General features: G+C 41.1%; 17 protein-coding genes. 8 read left to right on the forward strand and 9 right to left on the reverse strand.

The window, feature by feature from the left end; all coding sequences use genetic code 11:
* The first annotated feature begins 263 nt into the window (after nucleotides 1-263).
* From lnb to CZ225_RS18830, 5 genes are all read left to right on the forward strand, one after another.
* Nucleotides 264-1448 carry a lipoprotein N-acyltransferase Lnb gene (gene lnb / locus CZ225_RS18810; RefSeq protein ID WP_077155008.1) on the forward strand — a complete coding sequence of 395 codons (1185 nt, stop codon included), beginning with the start codon at nucleotides 264-266 and terminating at the stop codon, nucleotides 1446-1448.
* Nucleotides 1448-3022, forward strand: coding sequence for an alkaline phosphatase family protein (locus CZ225_RS18815; protein WP_077155009.1), 1575 nt, complete (start codon nucleotides 1448-1450; stop codon nucleotides 3020-3022). The genes lnb and CZ225_RS18815 overlap by 1 nt, the downstream gene beginning before the upstream one ends.
* Before the next feature lie 105 nt (nucleotides 3023-3127).
* Nucleotides 3128-6448: a preprotein translocase subunit SecA gene (gene secA, locus CZ225_RS18820; RefSeq protein ID WP_077155010.1), complete on the forward strand. Its 3321-nt coding sequence runs from the start codon at nucleotides 3128-3130 to the stop codon at nucleotides 6446-6448.
* Nucleotides 6449-6584: 136 nt separating this feature from the next.
* On the forward strand, nucleotides 6585-7697 hold the full coding sequence (locus CZ225_RS18825) for a DUF6340 family protein (protein ID WP_077155011.1): 1113 nt from the start codon (nucleotides 6585-6587) through the stop codon (nucleotides 7695-7697).
* Nucleotides 7698-7758: 61 nt separating this feature from the next.
* Nucleotides 7759-8205: a hypothetical protein gene (locus CZ225_RS18830; RefSeq protein ID WP_077155012.1), complete on the forward strand. Its 447-nt coding sequence runs from the start codon at nucleotides 7759-7761 to the stop codon at nucleotides 8203-8205.
* 95 nt (nucleotides 8206-8300) lie between these two features.
* Here CZ225_RS18830 and CZ225_RS18835 read toward each other — a convergent pair whose 3' ends face one another.
* Together CZ225_RS18835 and CZ225_RS18840 are read right to left on the reverse strand one after the other, a co-directional pair.
* A complete protein-coding gene (locus CZ225_RS18835) occupies nucleotides 8301-10202 on the reverse strand; it encodes a sensor histidine kinase (RefSeq protein ID WP_077155013.1) in 1902 nt (633 codons plus the stop codon).
* A gap of 113 nt (nucleotides 10203-10315) precedes the next feature.
* On the reverse strand, nucleotides 10316-12955 hold the full coding sequence (locus tag CZ225_RS18840) for a valine--tRNA ligase (protein ID WP_077155014.1): 2640 nt from the start codon (nucleotides 12953-12955) through the stop codon (nucleotides 10316-10318).
* 311 nt (nucleotides 12956-13266) lie between these two features.
* On the opposite strand from CZ225_RS18840, the gene CZ225_RS18845 reads away from it, so the two are divergent.
* Nucleotides 13267-14346 (forward strand): DUF3810 domain-containing protein, encoded by a 1080-nt coding sequence (locus CZ225_RS18845; protein ID WP_077155015.1) that lies wholly within the window; start codon nucleotides 13267-13269, stop codon nucleotides 14344-14346.
* Between the two features lie 18 nt (nucleotides 14347-14364).
* Complete coding sequence (gene mazG / locus CZ225_RS18850; protein WP_077155016.1) at nucleotides 14365-15153, forward strand: nucleoside triphosphate pyrophosphohydrolase; 789 nt, start codon at nucleotides 14365-14367, stop codon at nucleotides 15151-15153.
* Between the two features lie 69 nt (nucleotides 15154-15222).
* On the opposite strand, the gene CZ225_RS18855 is transcribed toward mazG, so the two are convergent.
* The 7 genes from CZ225_RS18855 to CZ225_RS18885 all read right to left on the reverse strand — a co-directional run bounded on the left by CZ225_RS18855 (nucleotide 15223) and on the right by CZ225_RS18885 (nucleotide 22357).
* Entirely contained in the window at nucleotides 15223-15684 is a 462-nt protein-coding gene (locus CZ225_RS18855) for a hypothetical protein (RefSeq protein WP_077155017.1), read from the reverse strand.
* Between the two features lie 25 nt (nucleotides 15685-15709).
* Nucleotides 15710-16084, reverse strand: a complete 375-nt coding sequence (locus CZ225_RS18860) for a hypothetical protein (RefSeq protein ID WP_077155018.1) — start codon at nucleotides 16082-16084, stop codon at nucleotides 15710-15712.
* 47 nt (nucleotides 16085-16131) lie between these two features.
* Nucleotides 16132-16680: an RNA polymerase sigma factor gene (locus tag CZ225_RS18865; protein WP_077155019.1), complete on the reverse strand. Its 549-nt coding sequence runs from the start codon at nucleotides 16678-16680 to the stop codon at nucleotides 16132-16134.
* A 43-nt stretch (nucleotides 16681-16723) separates the two neighbouring features.
* A complete protein-coding gene (locus CZ225_RS18870) occupies nucleotides 16724-17650 on the reverse strand; it encodes a ribonuclease Z (protein ID WP_077155020.1) in 927 nt (308 codons plus the stop codon).
* 126 nt (nucleotides 17651-17776) lie between these two features.
* Nucleotides 17777-19564, reverse strand: a complete 1788-nt coding sequence (gene rpsA / locus CZ225_RS18875) for a 30S ribosomal protein S1 (RefSeq protein WP_077155021.1) — start codon at nucleotides 19562-19564, stop codon at nucleotides 17777-17779.
* A gap of 142 nt (nucleotides 19565-19706) precedes the next feature.
* Nucleotides 19707-21866, reverse strand: a complete 2160-nt coding sequence (locus CZ225_RS18880) for a DUF5686 family protein (protein ID WP_077155022.1) — start codon at nucleotides 21864-21866, stop codon at nucleotides 19707-19709.
* Between the two features lie 125 nt (nucleotides 21867-21991).
* Entirely contained in the window at nucleotides 21992-22357 is a 366-nt protein-coding gene (locus tag CZ225_RS18885) for a hypothetical protein (RefSeq protein ID WP_077155023.1), read from the reverse strand.
* Nucleotides 22358-22504: 147 nt separating this feature from the next.
* On the opposite strand from CZ225_RS18885, the gene CZ225_RS18890 reads away from it, so the two are divergent.
* Nucleotides 22505-24820, forward strand: coding sequence for a DUF3987 domain-containing protein (locus CZ225_RS18890; RefSeq protein WP_077155024.1), 2316 nt, complete (start codon nucleotides 22505-22507; stop codon nucleotides 24818-24820).
* Nucleotides 24821-24861 lie beyond the last annotated feature (41 nt).

Below are 24861 nucleotides of genomic sequence, written 5' to 3' on the forward strand. Positions count from 1 at the left end.
ATCTTTCCAAATGTATTTTTTTAATATCAAAAAATGCCTATTTTGACAAAATTGAACGATACATACTGTTATATTTTTAATTATTATTGTCTTGATAACGTTTTTAGTCATTTCTATTTACACGACAACTCATTAATTATCGGATGATTATAGGATATTCGAGACTGTTGTAGAACCCCTGTTAACACAAAACGGAGCCTCTCCTTTTCACGAATCCAACAATTCTTCGTATCTTCGCCGCGAAGATAAAACAGGCACTTTTTATGAAACAGACCATCTTATATATATTGCTTCCTTTTTACTTGCTACTCCTGCCCTACGGACAGTCGAAAGCAAGTAACGATTCCATCCGGGTGAGTCTTTTGACATGTGCTCCCGGAGAGGAAATTTATTCTTTGTTCGGACATACAGCAATCCGTTACGAGAATCCGGCACAAGGAATTGATGTCGTTTTTAATTATGGCATATTCAGCTTTAACGTACCTAATTTCGTACTTCGTTTTTCACTCGGCGAAACAGACTACCGACTGGGAGCAAGTGATTATGACAGTTTTGTAGCCGAATACACAAGCGACAACCGTAGCGTATGGCAACAGAACCTAAATTTGAATGATGTGGAAAAAGCCCGTCTTTTCAACCTTCTGGAAGTAAATTATCGCCCGGAGAACCGCATCTATCGCTATAATTTTTTCTATGACAACTGCGCTACCCGTCCACGTGATAAAATAGAAGAATGTATCACAGGCAAAGTTATTTATCCCGAAGACCCTCAGGATGGCTCCCGTTCCTTCCGGGATATTGTCCACCAGTATTGCAAAGGTCATCCATGGTCACGTTTCGGTATAGACCTCTGTATCGGCAGCGAAGCCGACCGCCCGATCACCCGGCGACAGATGATGTTTTCTCCGTTTTACCTGATGAATTTCTTCGCTAATGCAAAGATAGATCACGACGGACAACAGCGTCCACTGGTTACATCCACAGAAACAATTGTCGATGTGACGCCCGATACGAACGAAAACAATTGGATCCCTACCCCTCTGCAATGCACGTTACTCGTGTTTATAGTAACTGCTGCCGTCACCATCTACGGTATCCGCAAGAAAAAAGGACTCTGGGGATTTGATCTTGTCTTGTTCGGTATCGCCGGTCTTGCAGGATGCATACTTGCCTTCCTTGCTTTATTTTCAGAACATCCGGCTGTCAGTTCAAACTATCTGCTGTTTGTCTTTCATCCGGGACAACTTTTGTTCCTTCCCTACATTATATATTGTATCCGAAAAAGGAAAAAATGTTGGTATATGACCTTAAATGCCATTGTTTTAACATTATTTATAGTGCTTTTTCCACTCATTCCGCAAAGAATTGACTTTGCTGTCGTACCTTTGGCACTCAGTTTGCTGATACGTTCGGCAAGCAACATGATTTTGAATTATAAAAAGAAATAATGAAAGGACTACTAACTTCTCTTATCACCGTACTCACCTTCACAGGGCTACAAGCCCAGTCTCTCCCTACTTCCCCCAAGTTAGTGGTAGGATTGACTATTGACCAATTACGTACGGACTATCTGGAAGCTTTCTCCTCACTTTACGGAGATAGAGGATTCAAACGAATCTGGAAAGAGGGAAGAGTATTCTGCAACGCTCAATTTACTTTTAACAACGTAGATCGTGCTTCTGCGATTGCTGCTATATATACCGGCACAACCCCTTCTCTCAATGGAATTATTTCCGGCCAATGGATGGACGTTTCCACTTTGAGACTGGTAAATAGTACGGATGATACTGCATATATGGGATATTACGGAGACATGACTTGTGCTCCGACAAAGCTTTTGACTTCCACCATTTCCGACGAACTGAAAATAGCCACTCAAGGTAAAGGACAGGTTTATGCCATTGCTCCTAACTGTGACGCAGCCATATTCTCCGGCGGACATGCCGCTAACGGAGCTTTTTGGCTCAACCCGAATACAGGAAAATGGAGTGGAACCACTTATTACGGAGAATTTCCATGGTGGGCAAGCCAGTATAATGATCGCCAAGCTATTGATTTCCGCATCTCCGATATTATCTGGGAACCGGTTTTTCCTAAAATGATGTACACATTCCTGCCAGATTGGCGGGATGAAACATTCAAATATAAATTTGACGACGACCGTCAAAATAAATTCAGAAGATTTATCACAAGCCCTTTTGTAAACGATGAAGTGAATATGCTGGCAGATGAAGTCATAACCAAAGCACTTCTAGGCACGGATGACATTACTGACTTACTGTCACTGACCTATTACGCGGGCAATTATGCGCATAAGTCCGTACAGGAATGTGCCATGGAGATACAGGACACCTATGTTCGCTTGGACCGTAGTATCGCCAGCCTATTGGACATGCTGGAAAAAAAAGTAGGTTTACAAAACGTGCTGATTTTCATCACTTCTACCGGATATACAGACAGTGAATCGACAGACTCGGGATTGTATAAGATTCCTACCGGAGAATTTCACCTGAATCGTTGTGCCGCTCTGCTGAACATGTTCCTGATGGCTACTTACGGTGAAGGAAAATATGTAGAAGCTTATTATGATCGACAGATTTATCTGAATCACAAACTACTGGAAGAAAAGCAACTGAATCTGATAGAAATACAGGAAAAATCTGCAGAATTCCTGATGCAGTTCAGTGGAGTGAATGAAGCTTATTCTGCCCACAGACTCCTGCTGGGAGCATGGACTCCGGAAATTTATAAGATACGTAATGGTTTTCATCGTCAACGCTCGGGAGACCTGACAATCGACGTCCTCCCGGGATGGACCATTGTCAATGAAGACACCAATTCAAGTAAGGTCGTACGTCATTCGTACATTCCTTCTCCGTTGATTTTCATCGGTCATTCGGTGAAACCAGCTATCATACAGACACCTGTAACAATAGACCATATTGCGCCAACTCTGGCAAATTTCATGCGCATACGGGCACCGAATGCTTGTACAGTAGCTCCTATTACCGACATCCGGTAAAAGTTTCTCCGCAAAAACAAGGCGTAAAGTATAAATAAATCAGCATTTTAATGTAACTTTGCGCACGTTATTTCAGTATGATAAATAATAAACATAATAATACAAATGGGATTTAATGAAATTTTAAGCTCGATTTTTGGAAATAAATCCACTCGAGACATGAAAGAAATCAAACCCTGGGTAGAGAAGATCAAAGCTGCTTACCCTGAGGTTGAAGCACTTGACAATGACGCTCTACGTGCCAAAACGCTAGAGCTCAAGCAATATATCTATGACTCGGCTAGCACTGAACGTGCGAAAGTAGAAGAATTGAAAGCAAGTATCGAAAGCATAGAACTGGAAGACCGCGAAGAAGTTTTCGCTCAAATTGACAAGATAGAAAAAGAAATTCTCGAAAAATACGAAAAGGCACTGGATGAGATACTACCGGTGGCTTTCTCTATCGTAAAAGCTACTGCCAAACGTTTCGCTGAAAATCCGGAAATCGTAGTGACTGCTACCGATTTCGACCGGGAACTGGCTGCAACCAAAGATTTTGTACGCATCGAAGGCGATAAAGCCATTTACCAAAATCACTGGATAGCCGGTGGTAACGATACATTGTGGAACATGGTCCACTATGACGTACAGTTATTTGGCGGGGTAGTTCTGCACAAAGGTAAAATTGCGGAAATGGCAACCGGTGAAGGTAAAACCCTCGTGGCTACCCTCCCTGTATTCTTGAATGCATTGACCGGAAACGGTGTACACGTGGTAACCGTAAATGACTATCTGGCAAAACGTGACTCCGAATGGATGGGACCGCTTTATATGTTCCATGGATTAAGCGTAGATTGTATCGACCGTCACCAGCCGAACTCTGATGCTCGTCGTCAGGCTTATCTGGCCGATATCACATTTGGTACTAACAACGAATTCGGTTTCGACTACTTGCGTGACAATATGGCGATCAGCCCGAAAGACCTTGTACAACGCCAGCACAACTATGCTATCGTCGATGAGGTGGACTCGGTATTGATTGACGATGCCCGTACTCCGTTGATTATTTCCGGTCCGGTCCCCAAAGGCGACGACCAATTATTCGAACAACTTCGTCCGCTGGTGGAACGACTTGTTGAAGCACAAAAAGTATTGGCAACCAAATATCTGTCTGAAGCGAAGAGGCTGATTGCTTCGGATGATAAAAAAGAGGTTGAAGAGGGATTCCTTGCATTATACCGCAGTCACAAATGTCTGCCGAAAAACAAGGCATTGATTAAGTTCCTCAGTGAACAGGGAATCAAAGCCGGAATGTTGAAGACAGAAGAAATCTACATGGAGCAAAATAACAAACGAATGCACGAGGTTACCGACCCGTTGTATTTTGTTATTGAAGAAAAGCTGAACAGCGTAGATTTGACTGATAAGGGGGTAGATTTAATTACCGGTAATTCAGAAGACCCGACTTTATTCGTACTTCCCGATATCGCAGCACAGCTTTCTGAACTGGAAAATGTGCCGGGACTGACAGAAGAACAGAAACTACAAAAGAAGGATGAGTTACTGACTAACTACGCTATCAAGTCAGAACGCGTACATACAATCAATCAGTTATTGAAAGCCTACACCATGTTCGAAAAAGACGACGAATACGTAGTAATCGACGGACAGGTGAAGATTGTAGACGAACAGACCGGACGTATCATGGAAGGTCGTCGTTACTCTGACGGATTGCATCAAGCTATCGAAGCTAAAGAACGTGTGAAAGTAGAAGCTGCAACACAAACATTTGCTACAATCACATTGCAGAATTACTTCCGTATGTACCATAAGCTTTCCGGTATGACCGGTACGGCCGAAACGGAAGCAGGTGAGCTCTGGGATATCTACAAATTGGATGTAGTCGTTATTCCAACCAACCGTCCGATTGCTCGTAAAGATATGAACGACCGCGTTTACAAGACTAAACGTGAGAAATATAAAGCTGTTATCGAAGAAATCGAGAAACTTGTCCAAGCCGGACGCCCGGTATTGGTGGGTACTACCTCGGTAGAAATCTCTGAAATGCTGAGCAAGATGCTTACAATGCGTAAGATTGAACACAACGTATTGAATGCTAAACTGCACCAAAGAGAAGCTGATATTGTTGCCACAGCCGGTATGAGCGGAACAGTAACCATTGCTACCAACATGGCTGGTCGTGGTACGGACATCAAGCTGAGCCCGGAAGTAAAAGCAGCAGGGGGTCTTGCCATTATCGGTACAGAACGTCATGAGTCACGTCGTGTAGACCGCCAGTTACGTGGTCGTGCAGGACGACAAGGTGACCCGGGTTCTTCTGTATTCTTCGTATCATTGGAAGATGATCTGATGCGTTTGTTCTCTTCCGACCGTATTGCCAGTGTGATGGATAAACTTGGTTTCCAGGAAGGTGAAATGATTGAACACAAAATGATCTCTAATTCTATTGAACGTGCACAGAAGAAAGTAGAAGAAAACAACTTCGGTATCCGTAAACGTTTGCTGGAATATGATGATGTTATGAATAAGCAACGTACAGTTGTCTATACAAAACGCCGTCATGCCTTGATGGGTGAACGTATCGGTATGGATATCGTAAACATGGTTTGGGACCGTTGCGCAAATGCTATCGAAAACAACGATTACGAAGGCTGCAAGATGGAAATGCTCCAGACATTAGCTATGGAATGTCCATTCACTGAAGATGAATTCCGTAACGAGAAGAAAGAGGCATTGGCAGAAAAGGCTTTTGCAATGGCAATGGAGAACTTCAAACGGAAAACAGAACGTTTGGCTCAGATCGCTAATCCGGTTATCAAACAGGTTTATGAGAACCAGGGACAAATGTATGAGAACATCCTGATTCCTATCACAGATGGCAAACGCATGTACAATATCTCTTGTAACCTGAAGACTGCTTATGAGACTGAATCCAAGGAAATAGTTAAGTCGTTCGAGAAATCAATTCTGTTACATGTTATCGACGAAGCATGGAAAGAGAACTTACGTGAACTGGACGAACTGAAACACTCTGTACAGAATGCTAGTTATGAACAGAAAGATCCGTTGTTGATTTACAAATTGGAGTCAGTAACATTGTTCGACGCAATGGTAAACAAGATCAATAACCAGACAGTCTCTATCTTAATGCGCGGACAAATTCCTGTGCAGGAAGCTCCTGACGAACAAGCTCCACGACGCGTGGAAGTTCGCCAGGCCACTTCGGAACAACGTCAGGACATGAGCAAATACCGCGAACAGAAACAAGATCTTAGTGATCCGAACCAACAAGCCGCCGCTAAACAGGATACCCGTGAACCACAAAAACGCGAACCGATACGTGCAGAAAAAACAGTAGGACGTAATGACCCTTGTCCATGCGGCAGTGGCAAGAAATACAAAAATTGTCACGGGAAAAATGCTTAGTTTATAAATAGCTAATTATGCCCAATTAGTAACTGGAAAAAAGAAAGCCTCGAACGGTTAAAAACTGTTTGAGGCTTTCTTTTTTTCATTTAAAATAGTATCTTTGTTTAAACTTAACTACTAAATATTCGGCACTATGGCAAAATTAGATTCATTGGCATTTGCCTGCATGTTCATACTATTCTTTGGCAGTTGCCAAAGTTTGGAACAAATTCCTATCGAATATGTACATCCTGCGGAAATATCCTTTCCACCTGAACTTCGGAAAGTGGCTATAGTGAACAACTGTAGTACTCCCCCGGACAGTGCATTGATTCTGGCAGCTTCAGCTCCGGGAAGTATATTTAAACTGATGCAAATGAGAGGTGCCTCAGCTTATGCTAACGGCGACCCCCGGATTGTCGCCGAATCTCTCGCTGCAGAAATTGCAAACCAAAACTATTTTGAAACAGTTGTTATCTGCGATTCTGCTTTACGAGCGAATGATAGAATTCCCCGTGAAAATACATTAAGCCAGGAGGAGGTTCGCACCTTAACATCAAATTTAGGAGTAGATTTCATTATTGCAGTGGAAGGTGTACAATTTATAACCGGAAGATCAGTCTATAATCTGGATGATTATGGCACTTATGATGTGGCAATAGATCTAAAAGCATTTCCTACTATAAGAACTTACCTCCCTTCATTAAAGAAACCGATGAACACTATCACAGCTACCGACAGTATTTATTGGGAAGAAATTGGCACGAAAGAACAAATAAATGCACGAATGATTTCGGAAGAACAAATACTAAAAGAAGCTGCTGAGTTTGCCGGTACGATCCCTGTTAAATATTTAATCCCGTACTGGAGGAAAGACGCTCGTTTTATTTATACAAATGGGTCCATACAAATGCGTGATGCAAGCGTTTATGTACATGAAGGCTCATGGGATGATGCCTATAAGCTTTGGCTGGAAGCATTCAATGGTACAAAAAGAAAAAAGAAAAAAATGAGAGCCGCTACCAACATCGCTGTCTATTACGAAGTGAAAGATAGCATTGCCCAAGCAGTGGAATGGGCAACCAAAGCACAAAAACTTGCGGAAAAGATTGATAAGGTAGATCAAATTAAAGATAGTACGAATGTAAACTTGAGGGATATTCCCAATTTCTATCAAACGTCACTCCATGTCACCGAATTAAAAAAAAGATATGACTCATTAACTAAGATAAAAATGCAAATGAGTCGATTTAATGATGATTTTTAAGAAAATCATGCAGCAATTATTATTTTTTTCATACCTTTGAACTAACAAAAAAAGGAATCCCATGAAATTGAGCCAACAATCACTATCTACCATTGAATCGGCTATCCAAAAGGCAGTCGGCAAATATGCATGTGGCTGTGAACAGACAGCCGTAACAGATATTCATTTGCAAACCGACCAGGCATCCGGACGGCTCAACATTTTTAATGACGATGATGAGGAACTGGCTGACGTGATGATTGAGGAATGGGCCACATATGAAGGTGACGACTTCATGGACATTGTAGAAACTACCTTGCGCAATCTTCTTTGTAGGATGAAAAATGCCGGTAATTTTGAACAGGTATCGATTCTAAAGCCTTATTCATTTGTATTGGTAGATGAAGAAAAGGAAACCGTAGCCGAATTGTTACTGGTCGATGATGATACCTTATTAATCAGTGATGAACTACTAAAAGGTCTGGACAAAGAATTGGATGATTTCCTGAAAGAATTATTGGAAAAATAGAAGAAGATCAGACAGAATATAGCGATCGCCGGAAGAAATGTTCCATTGACTTTCGGCGATTTTATTTTTCACTGATCATCCTCTGAACAAAAAGCCTAGCCCCGGCTCACTCTATAAGGCAAAGTAAACCAAAAAGTAGAACCTTTTCCCTCTTCCGACTTTACTCCGATCTTACCACCCAGCCGTTCTACAATCATACTACAAATAGAAAGCCCTAAACCCGTCCCCTGAATAAACGGGTTATATTTTACAAAACGCTCAAAAACATGCTCACATTGTTCATGTGACATTCCACAACCTGTGTCGGAAACATAAAAATAGATATTATTAGCATCCTCTTTATGATATCCCATACGAATAGAACCACTTTCTGTAAACTTGATAGCATTCACAACAAAATTAGATATCAACTGCATCAATCGATTCTTGTCTACATATAAACTACATTCCGGCAAACGTTCAGTAAAAGTAATACTCACTTTATTTCCCTTCAAACGCAATTTCATACTCTGTTCAATCTCTTCCATGACTTGGTTCACATCTATCAATGAAGGATGAAAATCAAAAGTACCCGCTTCAATCTTCGACATATCAAGAATATCGTTTATCAACTGAAGCAGTAGATTGGTGTTTGTTTCAATGATATCAGTATATTCACGCATTTCTTCTCTGTCTTCTACCTCCGGCAACATATTGGCAAAACCCACAATTGCATTCAACGGAGTACGTATCTCATGACTCATATTTGCTAAAAAGGCCGATTTCAATTTATTAGCTTGCTCTGCCTTTTCCATTGCATCTCTAAAATGATCGTATGCTTTCCGAAGAATGCGAATGTAATAAGAAATAGCAACTACCAGAATGAGTATGATCACCAGACAAGATAAGATAGCAGTCCTATATTGTTCAAAGAAAGTTTTAGGTGAGTTGATATAAACAGCGTTATCCGGATAACGATAAGAGGGAATGTTATGAGATTCAAGTACAGGATAACAAAGATACGCACTTGCCTTGCCACCTACACTTTCCGGAATATCCCGTGCTTGCTCACCCGACAATATGCGATTTAATATACCTAACAACGAATCTCCAAAAGACTCTGCCGAAACATAATAACCTCCGGCAAACGTATTATTGGACAAATCTTCGGATGAGAGAAGAAACAGAGGTGAAGGAGTGAAATTAGTAATAATATCCTGAATATGATCGAAAAGATAATTATTATCATCCTTATTATGAGACTCAAACCAAGAATAATATATAATTCCGGTATTCGCTTTATAGCTGCGCAAAGTATCCAACAATAATTCGGTAGACAATTCGGTAGTTGATAACAAATCTAATGTCAACTCAGGGAAGTTTGCCTTTACTGCATCTTTCACATCTCCACGGGTTTCCTCACTGATATAACGATCATCGGAGATAAACGCGAGACGCTCCATATCGGGTATCAACTGATATATCAGGTCTACTGTCTCCTTGACATAATAATGTTGCACTAAAGTGGTAAGATTATATCCCTGCCTCCACTTTTCAGCCGGAACGCTGTTTGTTTCGGTCAATGAAGCATGTGACAGCAGTATTTTCATTGTAGCAGGCAAACGATCGCGAGAATTGGTTATAATTACCGGTACCTCCTTCCATATATCGTCAAACAATTCCCTGCAAACAATCCACCCGGGATCTCCAATGATAACAACTGCCGTAGGAGGATGGGGATATTTTTGTCGTAAATAAGTAACCGTGGCTTTTACTTCCACTGTATCAAGCAAAGCCGGAACAGACAATGATTCAGCTTTTACCGATACACCTTTGCTTTGGAGCTTATCATGTACATACCAGTAAAAATTCTTAGACCAGGGAAGATTAAAATTGATAGAATTCAAAAAAAGTATCTCTTTCTCAGATTGTCCGTTACGAGCAGATGCAGTCAAAAAGGTTCCTTCCAGAAGAAAGAACAACCCACAAAAGACGGCAATTCTCAGTACTTGTTTCATTCGTGTCGTAATAAATAGATTACAAAGATAGTATTTTTTTAATCTAAAAAAAAAGAAAGGTGCCTCAAATTCCTGAGGCACCTCGTATTTACACATTATTAAGTATCAAATAATTATGATTTCTTTAGTGCAGCAATGCTTTCTTTCAAAGAGCTGATAATACTTTCTGCATCTGCCTGTTTCTTACGTTCCAGTTCAAGAACAGCTGCCGGAGCATTATTTACAAACTTCTCATTGCTCAATTTCTTCATAACTCCTTGCAAGAAACCTTCCTTATGCTTCAGTTCGGCTTCCATACGGGCGATTTCAGCTTCCACATCAATCATATTTCCCAATGGTACTGCATATTCGGCCGTTCCTACCATAAAAGAGGAAGCTCCTTCTGCTTTAGAGGTAACCACCTCGATAGATGACAGGTTACACATCTTCTGAATAACCGCATTGAACGCAGCAACCGGATTCTCTCCTACTACCTGCAATTCGAGTGCTTCTTTCTGTGCTATGTTCTTTTGAAGTCGGATCGTTCGGATATTACTAATCACTTCCTTCACCACTTCAAACTGTTGGACAAGCTCCGTATCTACACGAGTATCCAGAGTCAAAGCACTTACCATCAAGCTTTCGCCCTCTTCCGCATTACGTTCATACATCTGTTGCCAGATCTCTTCCGTAATGAACGGCATAAACGGATGAAGCAAATGAAGCAGATTATCTAAGAAACACAAAGTAGCATTATGAGTACAGCTATCGATACCTTGTCCATAAGCCGGTTTTATCATTTCCAGATACCAGGAAGAGAACTCATCCCAGAACAGCTTATACACAGCCATCAATGCTTCACTCAACCGGTATTTGCTGAACAGATCCGCCATCTCGGCTGCTACTTCGTTTTGCTTGGATTCGAACCATTGTGTAGCCAGATTAGCAGCCTCTGTAGGTACCAAAGTATTATCTACCTTCCAACCTTTAATCAAACGGAAAGCATTCCATATCTTATTGCAGAAGTTACGCCCTTGTTCGCAAAGCGCATCATCAAAAAGAATATCATTTCCGGCAGGCGCAGAAAGCATCATCCCCATACGTACACCATCAGCACCGTATTTTTCTATCAGTTCCAACGGATCAGGAGAGTTACCGAGTGATTTGGACATCTTCCGTCCCAATTTATCGCGAACGATACCTGTAAAGTAAACATTCTTAAACGGCATCTTTCCTTCATATTCGTAACCAGCCATAATCATACGTGCCACCCAGAAGAAGATAATATCCGGTCCCGTCACCAGGTCACTTGTCGGATAGTAATAGTTGATCTCTTCATTTCCCGGATGGTTGATTCCATCAAACAGAGAGATAGGCCACAACCAAGAAGAGAACCAAGTATCCAGGCAGTCCTCATCCTGACGGAGATCTTCCATTTTCAAGTTGGCATTGCCTGTCTTTTCTTTAGCCTTCGCCAGTGCTTCTTCAGGAGTCGAAGCTACGACATAGCCCCCTTCCGGTAAGAAGTAAGCAGGAATACGATGTCCCCACCACAACTGGCGGCTGATACACCAATCTTTGATGTTTTCCATCCAGTGCCGGTACGTGTTCTTATATTTTGCAGGATAAAACTTCAGTTCATCATTCATCACCGGAGGTAATGCCATTTCTGCAAAATGCTGCATTTTCAGGAACCACTGCATAGACAGTTTAGGTTCAATCACCACATTAGTACGCTCTGAATAACCTACTTTATTCGTATATGCTTCTGTTTTCTCCAATAAATTCGCAGCTTCCAGATCCTTCTCTATCTGCTTACGGACATCGAAACGATCCATACCGACATACATTCCGGCAGCTTCGCTCAACGTACCGTTATCATTGAAAATATCAATAGTAGGCAGATTATACTTTTCTCCCAGCATATAGTCATTCACATCATGAGCCGGAGTCACTTTCAAACAACCGGTACCGAATTCGATGTCTACATAATCATCTTCAATCACAGGAATGACACGGTTTACCAACGGAACAATCACTTTCTTGCCTTTCAGCCATTGATTCTTTGGATCGTTCGGATTGATACACATCGCCGTATCGCCCATGATCGTTTCAGGACGGGTAGTTGCTACCACTGCATAACGCCCTTCCGGATCACCTTCTACTTTATAACGGAGGTAATACAGTTTGCCATGCTCTTCTTTATAAATAACCTCCTCATCGGAAAGAGCTGTCAGTGCTTTCGGGTCCCAGTTCACCATACGGACGCCCCGATAGATCAATCCTTTATCAAATAGATCGACAAACACCTTAATTACACTTTCACTACGCTTTTCGTCCATTGTGAAAGCAGTACGTTCCCAGTCACAAGAGGCCCCGAGTTTACGAAGTTGTTTCAGAATAATGCCTCCATGTTCGTCTGTCCATTCCCATGCATGTTTCAGGAATTCATCACGAGTCAAATCCGTTTTCTTGATACCTTGGGCAGCAAGTTTATTCACCACTTTGGCTTCCGTAGCAATAGATGCATGGTCTGTTCCCGGTACCCAGCAAGCATTTTTACCTTCCATACGGGCACGACGAACTAAAATATCCTGAATGGTATTATTAAGCATGTGTCCCATGTGGAGCACACCGGTGACGTTTGGAGGCGGAATGACGATGGTGTAAGGTTCACGTCCATCGGGTTTTGAACTAAATAAACGGTGTTCCATCCAATACTGGTACCACTTTCCCTCTACGTCAGCGGGATTGTACTTACTTGCTAATTCCATGTTGTTTTATATATAATATGATAGTTTCGAAAAATAACGGGTGCAAAATTAATAATTTTAATTCAAATCCGGTCACCCTTCGGCTGATTCTGTGGACGGAAAAAGAATTTATATCCCTCATAAACAGCAATTACAAAAAATAAGGCACTCATAGAGGCCCAATTTCATTCTATTTTTCCTGTAGTAGCCATCTTTTATTCCGTTTCTGTTTAACAATCAAATTAGTATTAACAGTTTTTTTGCAAATATAGAGGTATTTTTTCGCGTTACATTTATTAATTGCATATTTTTGTTACTTCAAATCTGAATAAATGATGAAACGGAGGTTAAAAATTAGATATATCATTCTGGGAGTATTACTACTTCTGGTATGGATGACACAATATATTCCTGCTTTGGCAACTATCTATTCCCAGAAAGTTTACCCGGGGATTTCCTATGTTTTATCAGCATTTTCCAACTTATTTCCTTTTGCAATAGGCGATTTATTTATTTTTCTCAGCATTGTAGGTGTCATAGTATATCCTATATACGTCAAAATTCGAAAGAAATTATCCTGGAAGAAAATCTTGTTAAACGACATAGAATATCTGATATGGATTTACGTATGGTTCTATCTGGCATGGGGACTTAACTACTCACAAAAGAACTTTTACCAACGAACCGGAATTCCATATACGGCATATACGCCGGAAAACTTCCAGACTTTTGTAGACGAATACATCACACAGCTAAACCGTTCATATACTCCTTTAAATAACATTAGCCAAGATTTAATTCGTAAAGAAAGTGTACGGTTATACAATCAACTTAGTGACAGCCTTGCCGTTCACCGTCCACCTCACGCTCATCCCAAAGTAAAAACAATGCTGTTTACTCCAATTATTTCAATGGTAGGTGTAACCGGCAGCATGGGACCTTTCTTCTGTGAATTTACTTTAAACGGTGATTTACTTCCAATCAATTATCCAGCTACTTATGCACATGAATTGGCTCATTTACTCGGTATTACCAGCGAAGCGGAAGCCAACTTCTATGCTTATCAAGTTTGTACCCGTGCGCAAGCAACAGGAATTCGCTTCTCCGGTTATTTTTCAGTACTTGGCCATGTATTAGGCAATGCCCGAAGATTACTCTCAGAAGAAGAATATACCAAACTTGCCAAGCGTATCCGACCGGAAATTATTGAACTAGCCAAGCAAAACCAAGCCTATTGGTCAGCTAAATATAGTCCCATTATCGGGGATATCCAAGACTGGATTTACGATCTCTACCTCAAAGGGAATAAGATTGGAAGTGGAAAACAGAATTATTCCGAAGTAGTAGGATTACTGATCTCTTATCAAGAATCATTAAAAGATAAAAAGAAAAAGGTTGAACAGAAAAATTAATCATAAAATAGAAACAAAATGCCACATACCAGACAAGAACAGATGGAAGCTTTCGGACGCTTCCTGGATATTCTCGACGAATTACGTGTAAAATGTCCCTGGGATCGTAAACAGACCAATGAAAGCTTACGCCCCAACACAATAGAAGAGACGTATGAACTTTGCGATGCGATAATGAAAAATGATAAGCAAGATATTTGCAAAGAGTTGGGTGACGTACTCCTGCATGTTGCTTTCTATGCCAAAATAGGTTCAGAGACAGGAGATTTCGATATCAAAGATGTATGCGACAAACTCTGTGATAAATTGATCTTCCGCCACCCACACGTATTTGGAGAAGTGAAAGCCGAAACAGCCGGACAAGTATCCGAGAACTGGGAGCAGTTGAAACTGAAAGAAAAAGATGGCAATAAGAGTGTATTAAGCGGAGTTCCTGCCGCACTTCCTTCACTCATCAAAGCATACCGGATTCAGGACAAAGCACGCAATGTAGGTTTCGACTGGGAAGAAAGGGAGCAAGTATGGGAGAAAGTAAAAGAGGAAATCGGCGAATTTCAGGAAGAAGTTGCCAATATGGATAAAGAGAAAGCCGAAGCTGAATTTGGAGATGTGATGTTCAGCTTAATCAATGCAGCACGCCTCTACAAAATCAATCCAGATAATGCGTTGGAACTTACAAACCAAAAATTCATCCGCCGCTTTAATTATCTGGAAGAACATACCATCAAAGAAGGAAGGAATCTCAAAGATATGTCACTTGAAGAGATGGATGCCATCTGGAATGAAGCAAAAAACAAAGGATTATAACTTAACATAAACGCGTATTTTAATCCATCCGGATCAAAATACGCGTTACCCATATGCTAATATAACAATTTATCGGCCTCTCTTCGGATCATTTCCTCCACGATTCATCGTTTTCAACATTTCTCTGTGAAAACGAGTTTCCGCACGTTGCACAAGAAATATTTTTTTCCAGGACAGAATCTTTTTAAACTTATCCAAATAAGCTTTATCCAAACGATCGGCTTCGATACGGTTATCACAAATCTTTCCGATAATCTGTTCATATTGTGCTTCAGTAGCATTATCCTCTTTCCCCTTACGCATTAAATTCCAAGAATCATCATTCAACTCCTTCTTTTTATCCTGAAGTTCAAAATAAAGCGGGAAAAATTTTGTTGCCTCCTCTTTTGTCAATCCTGCTTGTTCTATAATAAATGCTTTTTGCTTTGCCCTAAATTCATCAGGAGTCAAATGCTGCTCGCATCCGTCGGCTGCCAAAAGAAAGGGAACGAAACTACATAATAAAACAACTAAAGCAATTAATTTCTTCATTTTAAATATTCAAACTTTTAATTAATCATTCTACACTTGCGTCACTCAGATAAACATACAATGAATAGTCATCCAGCATAGCACCTTCTACCGCAAAATCAATCATCTGATCGGATACCACTTCTGTTTCCGCCTCCGGTGCTACCACATCATTATTTACAGGCTTATGATCCGATGAAGCGACCCGGATAATCAGGGCAGCTCCCACAAACATAGCTGCCATATATACTAACGGTTTTAGCCTTGTCCATGTGCTAACGGGCTCTTCCTTAAAAGCAACTTTCTCTTTTTCGGGAAGTTTATCCATTACCTCTGAAGTCAAATTTTCAAAGTATCCTTCAGGAACTTTGAAGGAATGCTCCTTTCCAATCTTCTTCAATAGGATATCTTCTTCTTTCATACGTTTTTCTCCTCTCTTTTTGTTAGACGTCATGCAACTTAAAAGGTTTAATCAATCTCTTCGAAAAACTTTTCTATTTTCTTCACTGCATGGTGATAAGAAGCTTTCAATGCTCCGACTGAAGTACCAAAAATATCAGACATATCTTCATACTTCATTTCCTGATAATATTTCAAGTTAAACACCATCCGCTGTTTTTCCGGCAGAGACAACAACGCTTTCTGTAATAGCAGTTGAATCCGGTCACCGGAAAAGTAAGAATCACTTTCAAGATTTTGCACGCCAATAGCTTCGGGATCATCAATAGCAACCATATTGGCACGTTGTTTATTAAGAAAAGTAAGACACTCATTCAATGCAATGCGATAAAGCCAGGTAGAGAGTTTAGCCTCAGCACGAAAATAATCAATGTTCGTCCATGCCTTAATAAAAGTATTTTGAAGGAGGTCGTTCGCATCTTCATGCGACAACACCATCCTGCGTATCTGCCAATACAGTTGCTCACTGTATTGTGACACGATCATTTCAAATCCTTTCCGCTGCGTACTCTCCTCCTGAAGAAGTTCCAGCACTTCGCGTTCGTTATAAGGGCTCATAATTTCTCGTATTCTGTATTTTTATTTATGGTTTCAATTCTGGTTATTCGTTGTTTCCAACAGAGATACAAAGATTTTCTTTCGCTAAGATTGTCGGCGGAAAAATCTCTGACGCTTCTTTGAATAATATCTGTTCATTTTCATAACGTGCCGAAAAATGTCCGATTACTAATTGCTTGACTGCTGCTGCCCGGGCTATCTCTGCTGCTTGTGCAGCCGTTGAATGAAAAGTCTCTTTGGCTCGCGCCGCTTCATTTTGGGCAAAAGTAGCTTCATGAAACAACAAGTCTGCTCCTTTTATCTGTTCCACTATCTCTTCCCGATAACAAGTATCAGAACAATAAGCATACTTTCGTGCCGGTGATGCGGGACGTGTCAGACGCGAATTGGCAACAATCTCCCCTTCAGGAGTCACATAATCTGCTCCATTCTTAATCCGGTTCAACTCATAGACAGGTACCTGGTAGAAATCAATCATATCTCTGATAATGTGATTGGAGCGTGGCTTCTCTTCAAACAGAAAACCGCAACAAGGGATACGATGCCTCAATGGAATAGTAATCACTGTAACCGAACGGTCCTCATATATCAAAACAGGTTGGTGAGTTTCAAACTCATGAAAGAAAACCTGAAAAGTCAGCTTCTTACAAAAGAACTCCAGCATTGGAGCAAATAATTCTTCCAACCCTTTGGGAGAATGAATATGTAAGTCAGCTGTACGTCCCAGTAGCCCGAATGTAGAAATCAACCCCAACAACCCAAAACAATGGTCGCCATGTAAATGGGAAATAAAAATATGGTTCAACCGGGAGAACTTCAACCGGGATTTGCGTAACTGCATTTGCGCCCCCTCACCACAATCAATCATAAAAAGCTTTTCACGCAGATTCACGACCTGCGATGTTGCAAAGTGGCGGGTAGTAGGCAAAGCAGAGCCACACCCAAGTATATGTAATTCGAATTTTTCCATACTATGCAAATATAGGTGATTTAAACTTCACAGCACCACTAACGAAGCAAAAAAATAATAATCACAGAAAAAGGGCACCCCGAAAACCGGAGTACCCTTCCTCAACTATTAAAACAATTCTTAGAATTAATTCTTTCCTTCCAACTGCTCTTTCAATGCAGCCAAAGCGTCGATATCACCAAGTGTAGTCGAAGCAGCTTGGTTCTGAATCATCGGAGCATCTTCTTTCTTAGTAGTTTTCTTAGCAGTAGCTTTCTTTTCTGCTTTTTCTTCTGCCTTAGCAGCATCTTCGAAGATACGGCTATGAGACAAGATGATTCTCTTAGCGTCCTTGTTGAACTCGATTACTTTGAACTCAAGCTTCTCATCCAACTGTGCTTGTGTACCGTCTTCTTTTACAAGATGTTTCGGAGTTGCGAAACCTTCTACACCGTAAGGAAGAGCTACAACAGCACCTTTATCCAACATTTCGATGATTGTACCTTCGTGTACTGAACCTACAGTAAATACTGTTTCGAATACATCCCAAGGATTTTCTTCGAGTTGTTTGTGACCAAGGCTCAAACGACGGTTCTCTTTGTCGATTTCCAATACCTGAACTTCGATATCAGCACCAATCTGAGTAAATTCTGATGGGTGTTTCACTTTCTTAGTCCAAGACAAGTCAGAGATGTGGATCAGACCATCAACCCCTTCTTCGATTTCTACGAATACACCGAAGTTAGTGAAGTTGCGAACTTTAGCAGTATGCTTAGAGTTTACAGGATACTTTTCTTCGATAGTTTCCCATGGATCTTGTTTCAGCTGTTTGATACCCAAAGACATCTTACGTTCTTCACGGTCCAAAGTCAATACAACAGCTTCCACTTCGTCACCCACCTTCATAAAGTCTTGTGCAGAACGCAAGTGTTGTGACCACGACATTTCAGAAACGTGGATCAAACCTTCTACGCCCGGAGCGATTTCGATAAATGCACCGTAGTCAGCCATAACAACCACTTTACCTTTCACTTTGTCACCAACCTTCAAGTCAGTATCCAATGCATCCCATGGATGCGGAGTCAGTTGTTTCAAACCAAGAGCGATACGTTTCTTTTCGTCATCGAAGTCAAGGATAACAACGTTAAGTTTCTGATCCAATTCAACCACTTCTTTCGGATCGCTAACGCGGCCCCAAGAAAGGTCTGTGATATGGATCAAACCGTCTACGCCACCCAAGTCGATGAATACACCGTAAGATGTGATATTCTTAACAGTTCCTTCGAGAACTTGTCCTTTTTCAAGTTTACCGATAATTTCTTTCTTCTGTTGTTCCAGTTCAGCTTCGATAAGAGCTTTGTGAGAAACAACCACGTTTTTGAATTCCTGGTTGATCTTAACCACTTTGAATTCCATCGTTTTTCCAACGAATACATCATAGTCGCGGATCGGTTTAACGTCGATCTGAGAACCCGGCAAGAAAGCTTCGATTCCGAATACGTCTACGATCATACCACCCTTAGTGCGGCACTTGATGTAACCCTTGATAATTTCTTCATTTTCCAGAGCAGCATTCACGCGATCCCAAGAACGAGTAGCGCGGGCTTTTCTGTGAGACAGAACGAGTTGTCCTTTTTTGTCTTCCTGGTTTTCGATGTACACTTCTACAGTATCACCAATCTTCAAGTCAGGATTGTAACGGAATTCATTCAATGGGATGATACCGTCTGATTTGTAACCGATGTTCACAACTACTTCACGCTTGTTCATTGCAATTACGGTTCCATCCACAACCTCACGGTCGTTTACTTTGTTAAGCGTACCATCGTAAGCTTTTTCAAGATCTTCATGGCTTACATTGGTTACTGTTTCACCATTTTCATAAGCTTCCCAGTTGAAGTCTTCAATAGGAGCTACATTCTTCAAATTTTCCATTAATAAATTAAATTGTTTAATACTTTAATTAAATAAGACACTATATTGCTATAAATCGGCTGCAAAGGTAGCAACATTTTCTTGATTGACAAAAGAATACTGATGGAAAAAAGTAACGATTGTACCTTAAAAACACATAAAACTACCTGTTGAACAACTCGAATGTAAATTTGCATCCGATTTGGTCAAATTTCAGATTCTCACTACTAACAAATACCCCGACATCAAAAATATGTGTGCCAATGCCATATCCCACTTCCAGATAAGGCTGAAGATGGGGCATGGAAAGTGCACTGATATAGATACGTTCATTCTGCACATAACGGGTATATTTCATCAGGTGCTTCAATACAAGGAAAGGAGCTTCGTAGGTAAAGTGTCCGCGAATATACCGGCGGGAAGAGTTATACCAACGTCCATCGAGTAGCTGAAATACTCCGCCGATTTCATCGTTCCAACCGACCGGAAGATTCCGGCGGGAAAAGTTGGCAAAGTCAACGAAATACAACTCATTTTGATTAGTGAACATTCCGAAGCCGAAGCGATAATAAATATTTCTCATCAGCCCTAACCGGATTTGGTGCTGCAAATCGAATTCTACTTTCTCATACTCTCCCGTACTTTTGAATACACCTTTAACTCCCCGTTCGTAATCGGCAGAAAAAGTCGGATAATTCGAATAAAGGTTGATTTTACGCTTCCCGTTCATATAATAATACAGGCATGGAGTCCATTCCAAACGAAAACGAGGAGCGAAACTTATGTAAGTATTCTTAAACCGTTTCATGAATTCGGGTGGAGGCATCGGGTAATTGCCAATCATTTCAAAACGAGAAGGTTGGACTGCCGTTCTTTTATGTGCCGAGAAACCGACACTTACATCCAGTCCGTTTACAACTTCAATGCTATGGCGGAAATTAAAGTATAAGTCCTTAAAATAGTCGAGATGTATCAAATCGAAATTGAAAATGCTATCCGGCATAGCCTTCAATTCATCTAATACCTTACTACTATAAATACGGTTACCATTCCCCACATTCAACCTAAAGAATCCCCGCTTTCGAGGAAAATATTCAAAATCGGCATTCAAAGACCAATAAAACTCTTTGCGGGTAAAATTATATCCCAGTTTAGGTACGATACGAAGCCACTTATCACCACGGAAAAGACGGTTATAACGGAAATCCTGCCGGTATGACAATCCATTACTTCCGCTATAACTGAATAAAAGGGGATTGATAAATGGAGAGAAACGTACGCTTCCGATATTCGACAGGTTGAACTTGTAATCTTCCAACATCAAGTCGCCCATTGTTCCCCAGAACACCTGGCTTTTCGATTTGCTCTGCTTGGCAACCGTATCCTTTCTGACCGTATAATCCTTATACAACAACTTTTCCGCATCCGTCAACGGAATCGGGCGTAACACAGCAAACGTAGAGGCATCTGTTTTATAAGCATTCGTATCACATCGTAAAGAGAAAGATTCCGAGAGATTATACTTCTTTTTTTTCTTCACATCCGTTTCTTTCTCTTTCAATTCAATGGATTTATAGTCCAACGAAGCTGTATAATTCCCATCTATCTTATTACCGAGAAAATTAAATCGGGCATCTACTGCATAATGTACAGGCAGAAACTCATCTTTCTCTCCCTTCTCGCCCATTTTTATGTTACAAGTAAAGGTGATCAGTTCCGACCGCCCGGAAAAACGAATCTCACGTATACTCCAGCCAGTACTGCTAACAATCATATAACCTCCCACCAGCTGGTCGCTTTTGGTTTTAGGAATAAATCGTATCCGGTAATCAAAATTAGCCGGATCTCCCATAATACTATCGATGCGGTATCTATAATATTTACGGCCATTCTTTGCCAAAGGCGATAATAGACGCTCGTCATTGAGCAAAGAAGACGAGTAAATATTCACATTAAAGTACTCTAGCAAACCGGGTAATCCCCTATTTCCTCTTACAGTTCCTTGGGAAGCTTTTACTTTCTGGTCGTAAATATTAGGAGCCGTGTAATGAAGATCACTATATGTTTCCAGTAAATATTCACGAACCCCTTTCTGTAACCGGAACATAGAAGGTACATAACGAAGAATAAAATTCTTCTTCTTGATGTCCATCTTACCTTTTATATAAAGATTAGCCTTATAATCCCTGACAATTGTTTCATAAGCAGGTGCCATATCCATCACACACTCAACAATAGAATCTACAGAGATCCCTTGTCCGATTGACGGATTCACAATATTGCCAGCTGTTCCCTTTATAAAAAAGGAGAACAAGCATAGCATACATAGTATCAATATCTTACCTCTCAATAGTCCAATCTCCTTGCTAATGGGAAGCAAATATAGAAAAGAATATTGAAAAGCAAAGGAATCCAGTCCTAAAAAGAGTTATTGCCAATAGGTTCTACTCACACTTTCACTCCATCCCAGCACATAACAACCATCCACTCTTCCGGTTGGCAATTCCCGTTATTCTTATGGGGAACGACCCCAATCACCAGATCGCTGTGGGTGGTCAGTGCAATCTTCAGTTCTTTCTGGAGCACTTCCATCAAAATGACCAGATGAATCTCGTTCATGATACAGTTTATCACCCGTACATACTGATAAATGCACACATTGTGTCCGTTCTTAACCGCACTTATGTCACGTGCGGACATGTGAAGTTCCATTTCCAGATAAGGATAATTAAGCGACGCATCCACATTCATTAAACTCACCATCATGTTATTCAGAAACTCGTAAGAATCATGTTTTCCTTTTACTACATCCATTTCAGTTAATTATTTATAATTGTTTGTTATATATTTGGTTATTCAATCTGTACCGACTTATGGTACAACCCCTCCAAATAACCTTCTTACTTTTGCTCCCGCTATCCCGATAGTGGGACAGATAATCAAAAAAAATTTCAATATCGTATGAAAACATTAGAAGAAATCCAAGTTTCAGTCTACGAAAGCGTGTATTCCAAAAAGCCCCAAGTGACCTCTTTCCAGGAAGCTATTTTTATGTGTATTAAACCCACCTATGCGAGCATCATTCATTCCATCAGACGCTATCATCAGGATGGAGATCATGAAGCTGCACAACAGATGAAAATCAAACTCCCCTGTTTCACACCTGCCGGAACATTCGACGGGGCACATGCCATTAAGAACTTCCTGCAACCAAGCAATATTATTGGCCTGGACTACGATCATGTGGCCAAACGATTGGAAATCATCCGGCTCTGTGCCGAAGATCCACACACAGTAGCCGCACTCGAAAGCCCGACGGACGGTGTGAAAATCTTCGCGTATGTTGAAGGCGTCGAAGGACGATACCGGGAAGCCCAGCAAATAGTGAGCCATTATTACGACCAACTGCTCAAACTGGAAAGTGACCCTGCTTGCAAAGACGAAAGTCGCCTGTGTTATTTTACTTATTCCCCCAATGGATACATTGCCAGTCTATATCAACCGTTCGAACTGGAATATATACCGGAAACAGGGAATATGAACGCTACCGGCAACTCTTCAGTTTTCAATGAGACGACTGTCCCCGAAATTTCCGAGGAAGAGGTCGGAAGCTTCCTTTCGTCCTATATTTTCTTAAATCCGCTAGTCCCCGGAAAGCGACATAGCAACCTGTTCAAACTGGCTTGCGAAGCCGGAAAGCGACAGTATCCCCAAGAATCCGTATTACGCGGAATTATGGATTTTTTCAAAGGCACCGATTTCACTTCCGAAGAGATAAAATCCGTATTACATTCTGGTTACCAAACTGTTAGCAACGGAAGCAGGAGTTCACATCCTACTTTTCCTCCTTCCGCTCAAAACGACAAAACGACAAAAACGACATATGACGCTTTTGAAGGCAAGGCTGAAGAAGACGAAGAATATTGGCAAGGCGAAGAATATCGGAAAAACACGCCTTGTTTTCCGGAAAGTGTGTACGAAAATCTTCCCAACCTTTTGGAAGGATGTATCCTCGAAGACGAAGGAGAACGCGAAAATGATATTTCCATGTTATCCGTATTTACAGCAATAAGTGCGGCACTGCCACACACTTTCGGAATTTACAATCATAAAAAATACACTCCCCATTTCTATACTGTCATCATCGCTCCGGCAGGAAGCGGGAAAAGCGTGGCACAAACCGGACGTTATCTGCTGGATGAAATCCAACAATACATTCTCTCTCAAAGTGAACATCAGCAGAAAGCATACCAAAAGGAACATATCCGCTGGCAAAAGAGATGCATGAAAAAAGAGAATTGCGAAGAAGAGATGCCCGACGCACCGGAAAGACCGGCCTTCAAAATGTTGTTTATCCCGGCAACCACCAGCTATACACGCATGCAAATACAAATGAGAGACAACGAGGGATTGGGAGGTATCATTTTCGATACTGAAGCCGAAACCCTTACCACCGCCAACCATCTGGATTGTGGTAACTTCAATGATATGCTTCGAAAAGCATACGAGCACGAGAACATTGAATCTTCTTACAAAGCGAATGGAATGACCCCCATTATCATCAAGCATCCCAGCCTTGCCATGTTTCTGACCGGAACTCCCGGACAGCTGGAAGCCTTGTTAGGAAGTTACGAAAACGGATTAACAAGCCGGATCGGTTTCTATACTTTCAGGCTCGATCCGAATTGGAAATCAATGGATGACGACAGCGTGTCGCAGGAAGAAATATTCCACCCGTTAGCACATCAGGTATTTGAGTTATTCAATTTTTGTTTGGACCATCCGGTCTTATTTCATTTCAAGCGTTCACAATGGGATCAGTTAAACAGAATTTTTTCCGGATTATTGAAGGAAGTGGTGCTGGAAGGGAATGATGATCTGCAAGCAGTTGTGAAAAGATACGCTGTATTAGTCATGCGCATCAGTATGATACAGACTCGTATCCGCCAGTTCGAAACAAACGACCTTTCACCGGATATCTACTGTAACGACATCGATTTCCAACGTTCATTAGAAATCGTTCTTTGTTGCTACGAACATAGCCGTCTGTTGCTCTCCCCCATGACGTCCTTAGGCAGGCACCCACTAAAAGATCCTAACATAACAAGAAGATTTATCAATGAACTTTCTGATACATTTACTACGGATGAAGCCATCAAAGCCGGCGCAAATTACGGATTCAGTTCCCGCAAAATAAACAGGTTATTAAAATCACTTAATGGGGTGATAATCACGAAAATATCCCATGGTTCATATCGCAAATTGAGTGATCAATAACGTCATATGTCGTTTTTGTCGTTTTGTCGTTTTGAAACGCT

It is taken from the genome of Bacteroides bouchesdurhonensis, assembly GCF_900155865.1.
Taxonomy (GTDB): domain Bacteria; phylum Bacteroidota; class Bacteroidia; order Bacteroidales; family Bacteroidaceae; genus Bacteroides; species Bacteroides bouchesdurhonensis.

Excerpts from the sequence above, each read along its gene's own strand:
- CZ225_RS18815 (WP_077155009.1), top strand. The coding sequence starts at position 1,448 with ATGAAAGGACTACTAACTTCTCTTATCACCGTACTCACCTTCACAGGG.
- CZ225_RS18845 (WP_077155015.1), top strand. The coding sequence starts at position 13,267 with ATGATGAAACGGAGGTTAAAAATTAGATATATCATTCTGGGAGTATTA.
- CZ225_RS18825 (WP_077155011.1), top strand. The coding sequence starts at position 6,585 with ATGGCAAAATTAGATTCATTGGCATTTGCCTGCATGTTCATACTATTC.
- CZ225_RS18870 (WP_077155020.1), bottom strand. The coding sequence starts at position 17,650 with ATGGAAAAATTCGAATTACATATACTTGGGTGTGGCTCTGCTTTGCCT.
- CZ225_RS18855 (WP_077155017.1), bottom strand. The coding sequence starts at position 15,684 with ATGAAGAAATTAATTGCTTTAGTTGTTTTATTATGTAGTTTCGTTCCC.
- CZ225_RS18880 (WP_077155022.1), bottom strand. The coding sequence starts at position 21,866 with ATGCTATGCTTGTTCTCCTTTTTTATAAAGGGAACAGCTGGCAATATT.
- CZ225_RS18840 (WP_077155014.1), bottom strand. The coding sequence starts at position 12,955 with ATGGAATTAGCAAGTAAGTACAATCCCGCTGACGTAGAGGGAAAGTGG.
- rpsA (WP_077155021.1), bottom strand. The coding sequence starts at position 19,564 with ATGGAAAATTTGAAGAATGTAGCTCCTATTGAAGACTTCAACTGGGAA.
- mazG (WP_077155016.1), top strand. The coding sequence starts at position 14,365 with ATGCCACATACCAGACAAGAACAGATGGAAGCTTTCGGACGCTTCCTG.
- CZ225_RS18890 (WP_077155024.1), top strand. The coding sequence starts at position 22,505 with ATGAAAACATTAGAAGAAATCCAAGTTTCAGTCTACGAAAGCGTGTAT.
- CZ225_RS18885 (WP_077155023.1), bottom strand. The coding sequence starts at position 22,357 with ATGGATGTAGTAAAAGGAAAACATGATTCTTACGAGTTTCTGAATAAC.
- secA (WP_077155010.1), top strand. The coding sequence starts at position 3,128 with ATGGGATTTAATGAAATTTTAAGCTCGATTTTTGGAAATAAATCCACT.
- CZ225_RS18835 (WP_077155013.1), bottom strand. The coding sequence starts at position 10,202 with ATGAAACAAGTACTGAGAATTGCCGTCTTTTGTGGGTTGTTCTTTCTT.
- CZ225_RS18865 (WP_077155019.1), bottom strand. The coding sequence starts at position 16,680 with ATGAGCCCTTATAACGAACGCGAAGTGCTGGAACTTCTTCAGGAGGAG.
- CZ225_RS18830 (WP_077155012.1), top strand. The coding sequence starts at position 7,759 with ATGAAATTGAGCCAACAATCACTATCTACCATTGAATCGGCTATCCAA.
- CZ225_RS18860 (WP_077155018.1), bottom strand. The coding sequence starts at position 16,084 with ATGAAAGAAGAAGATATCCTATTGAAGAAGATTGGAAAGGAGCATTCC.
- lnb (WP_077155008.1), top strand. The coding sequence starts at position 264 with ATGAAACAGACCATCTTATATATATTGCTTCCTTTTTACTTGCTACTC.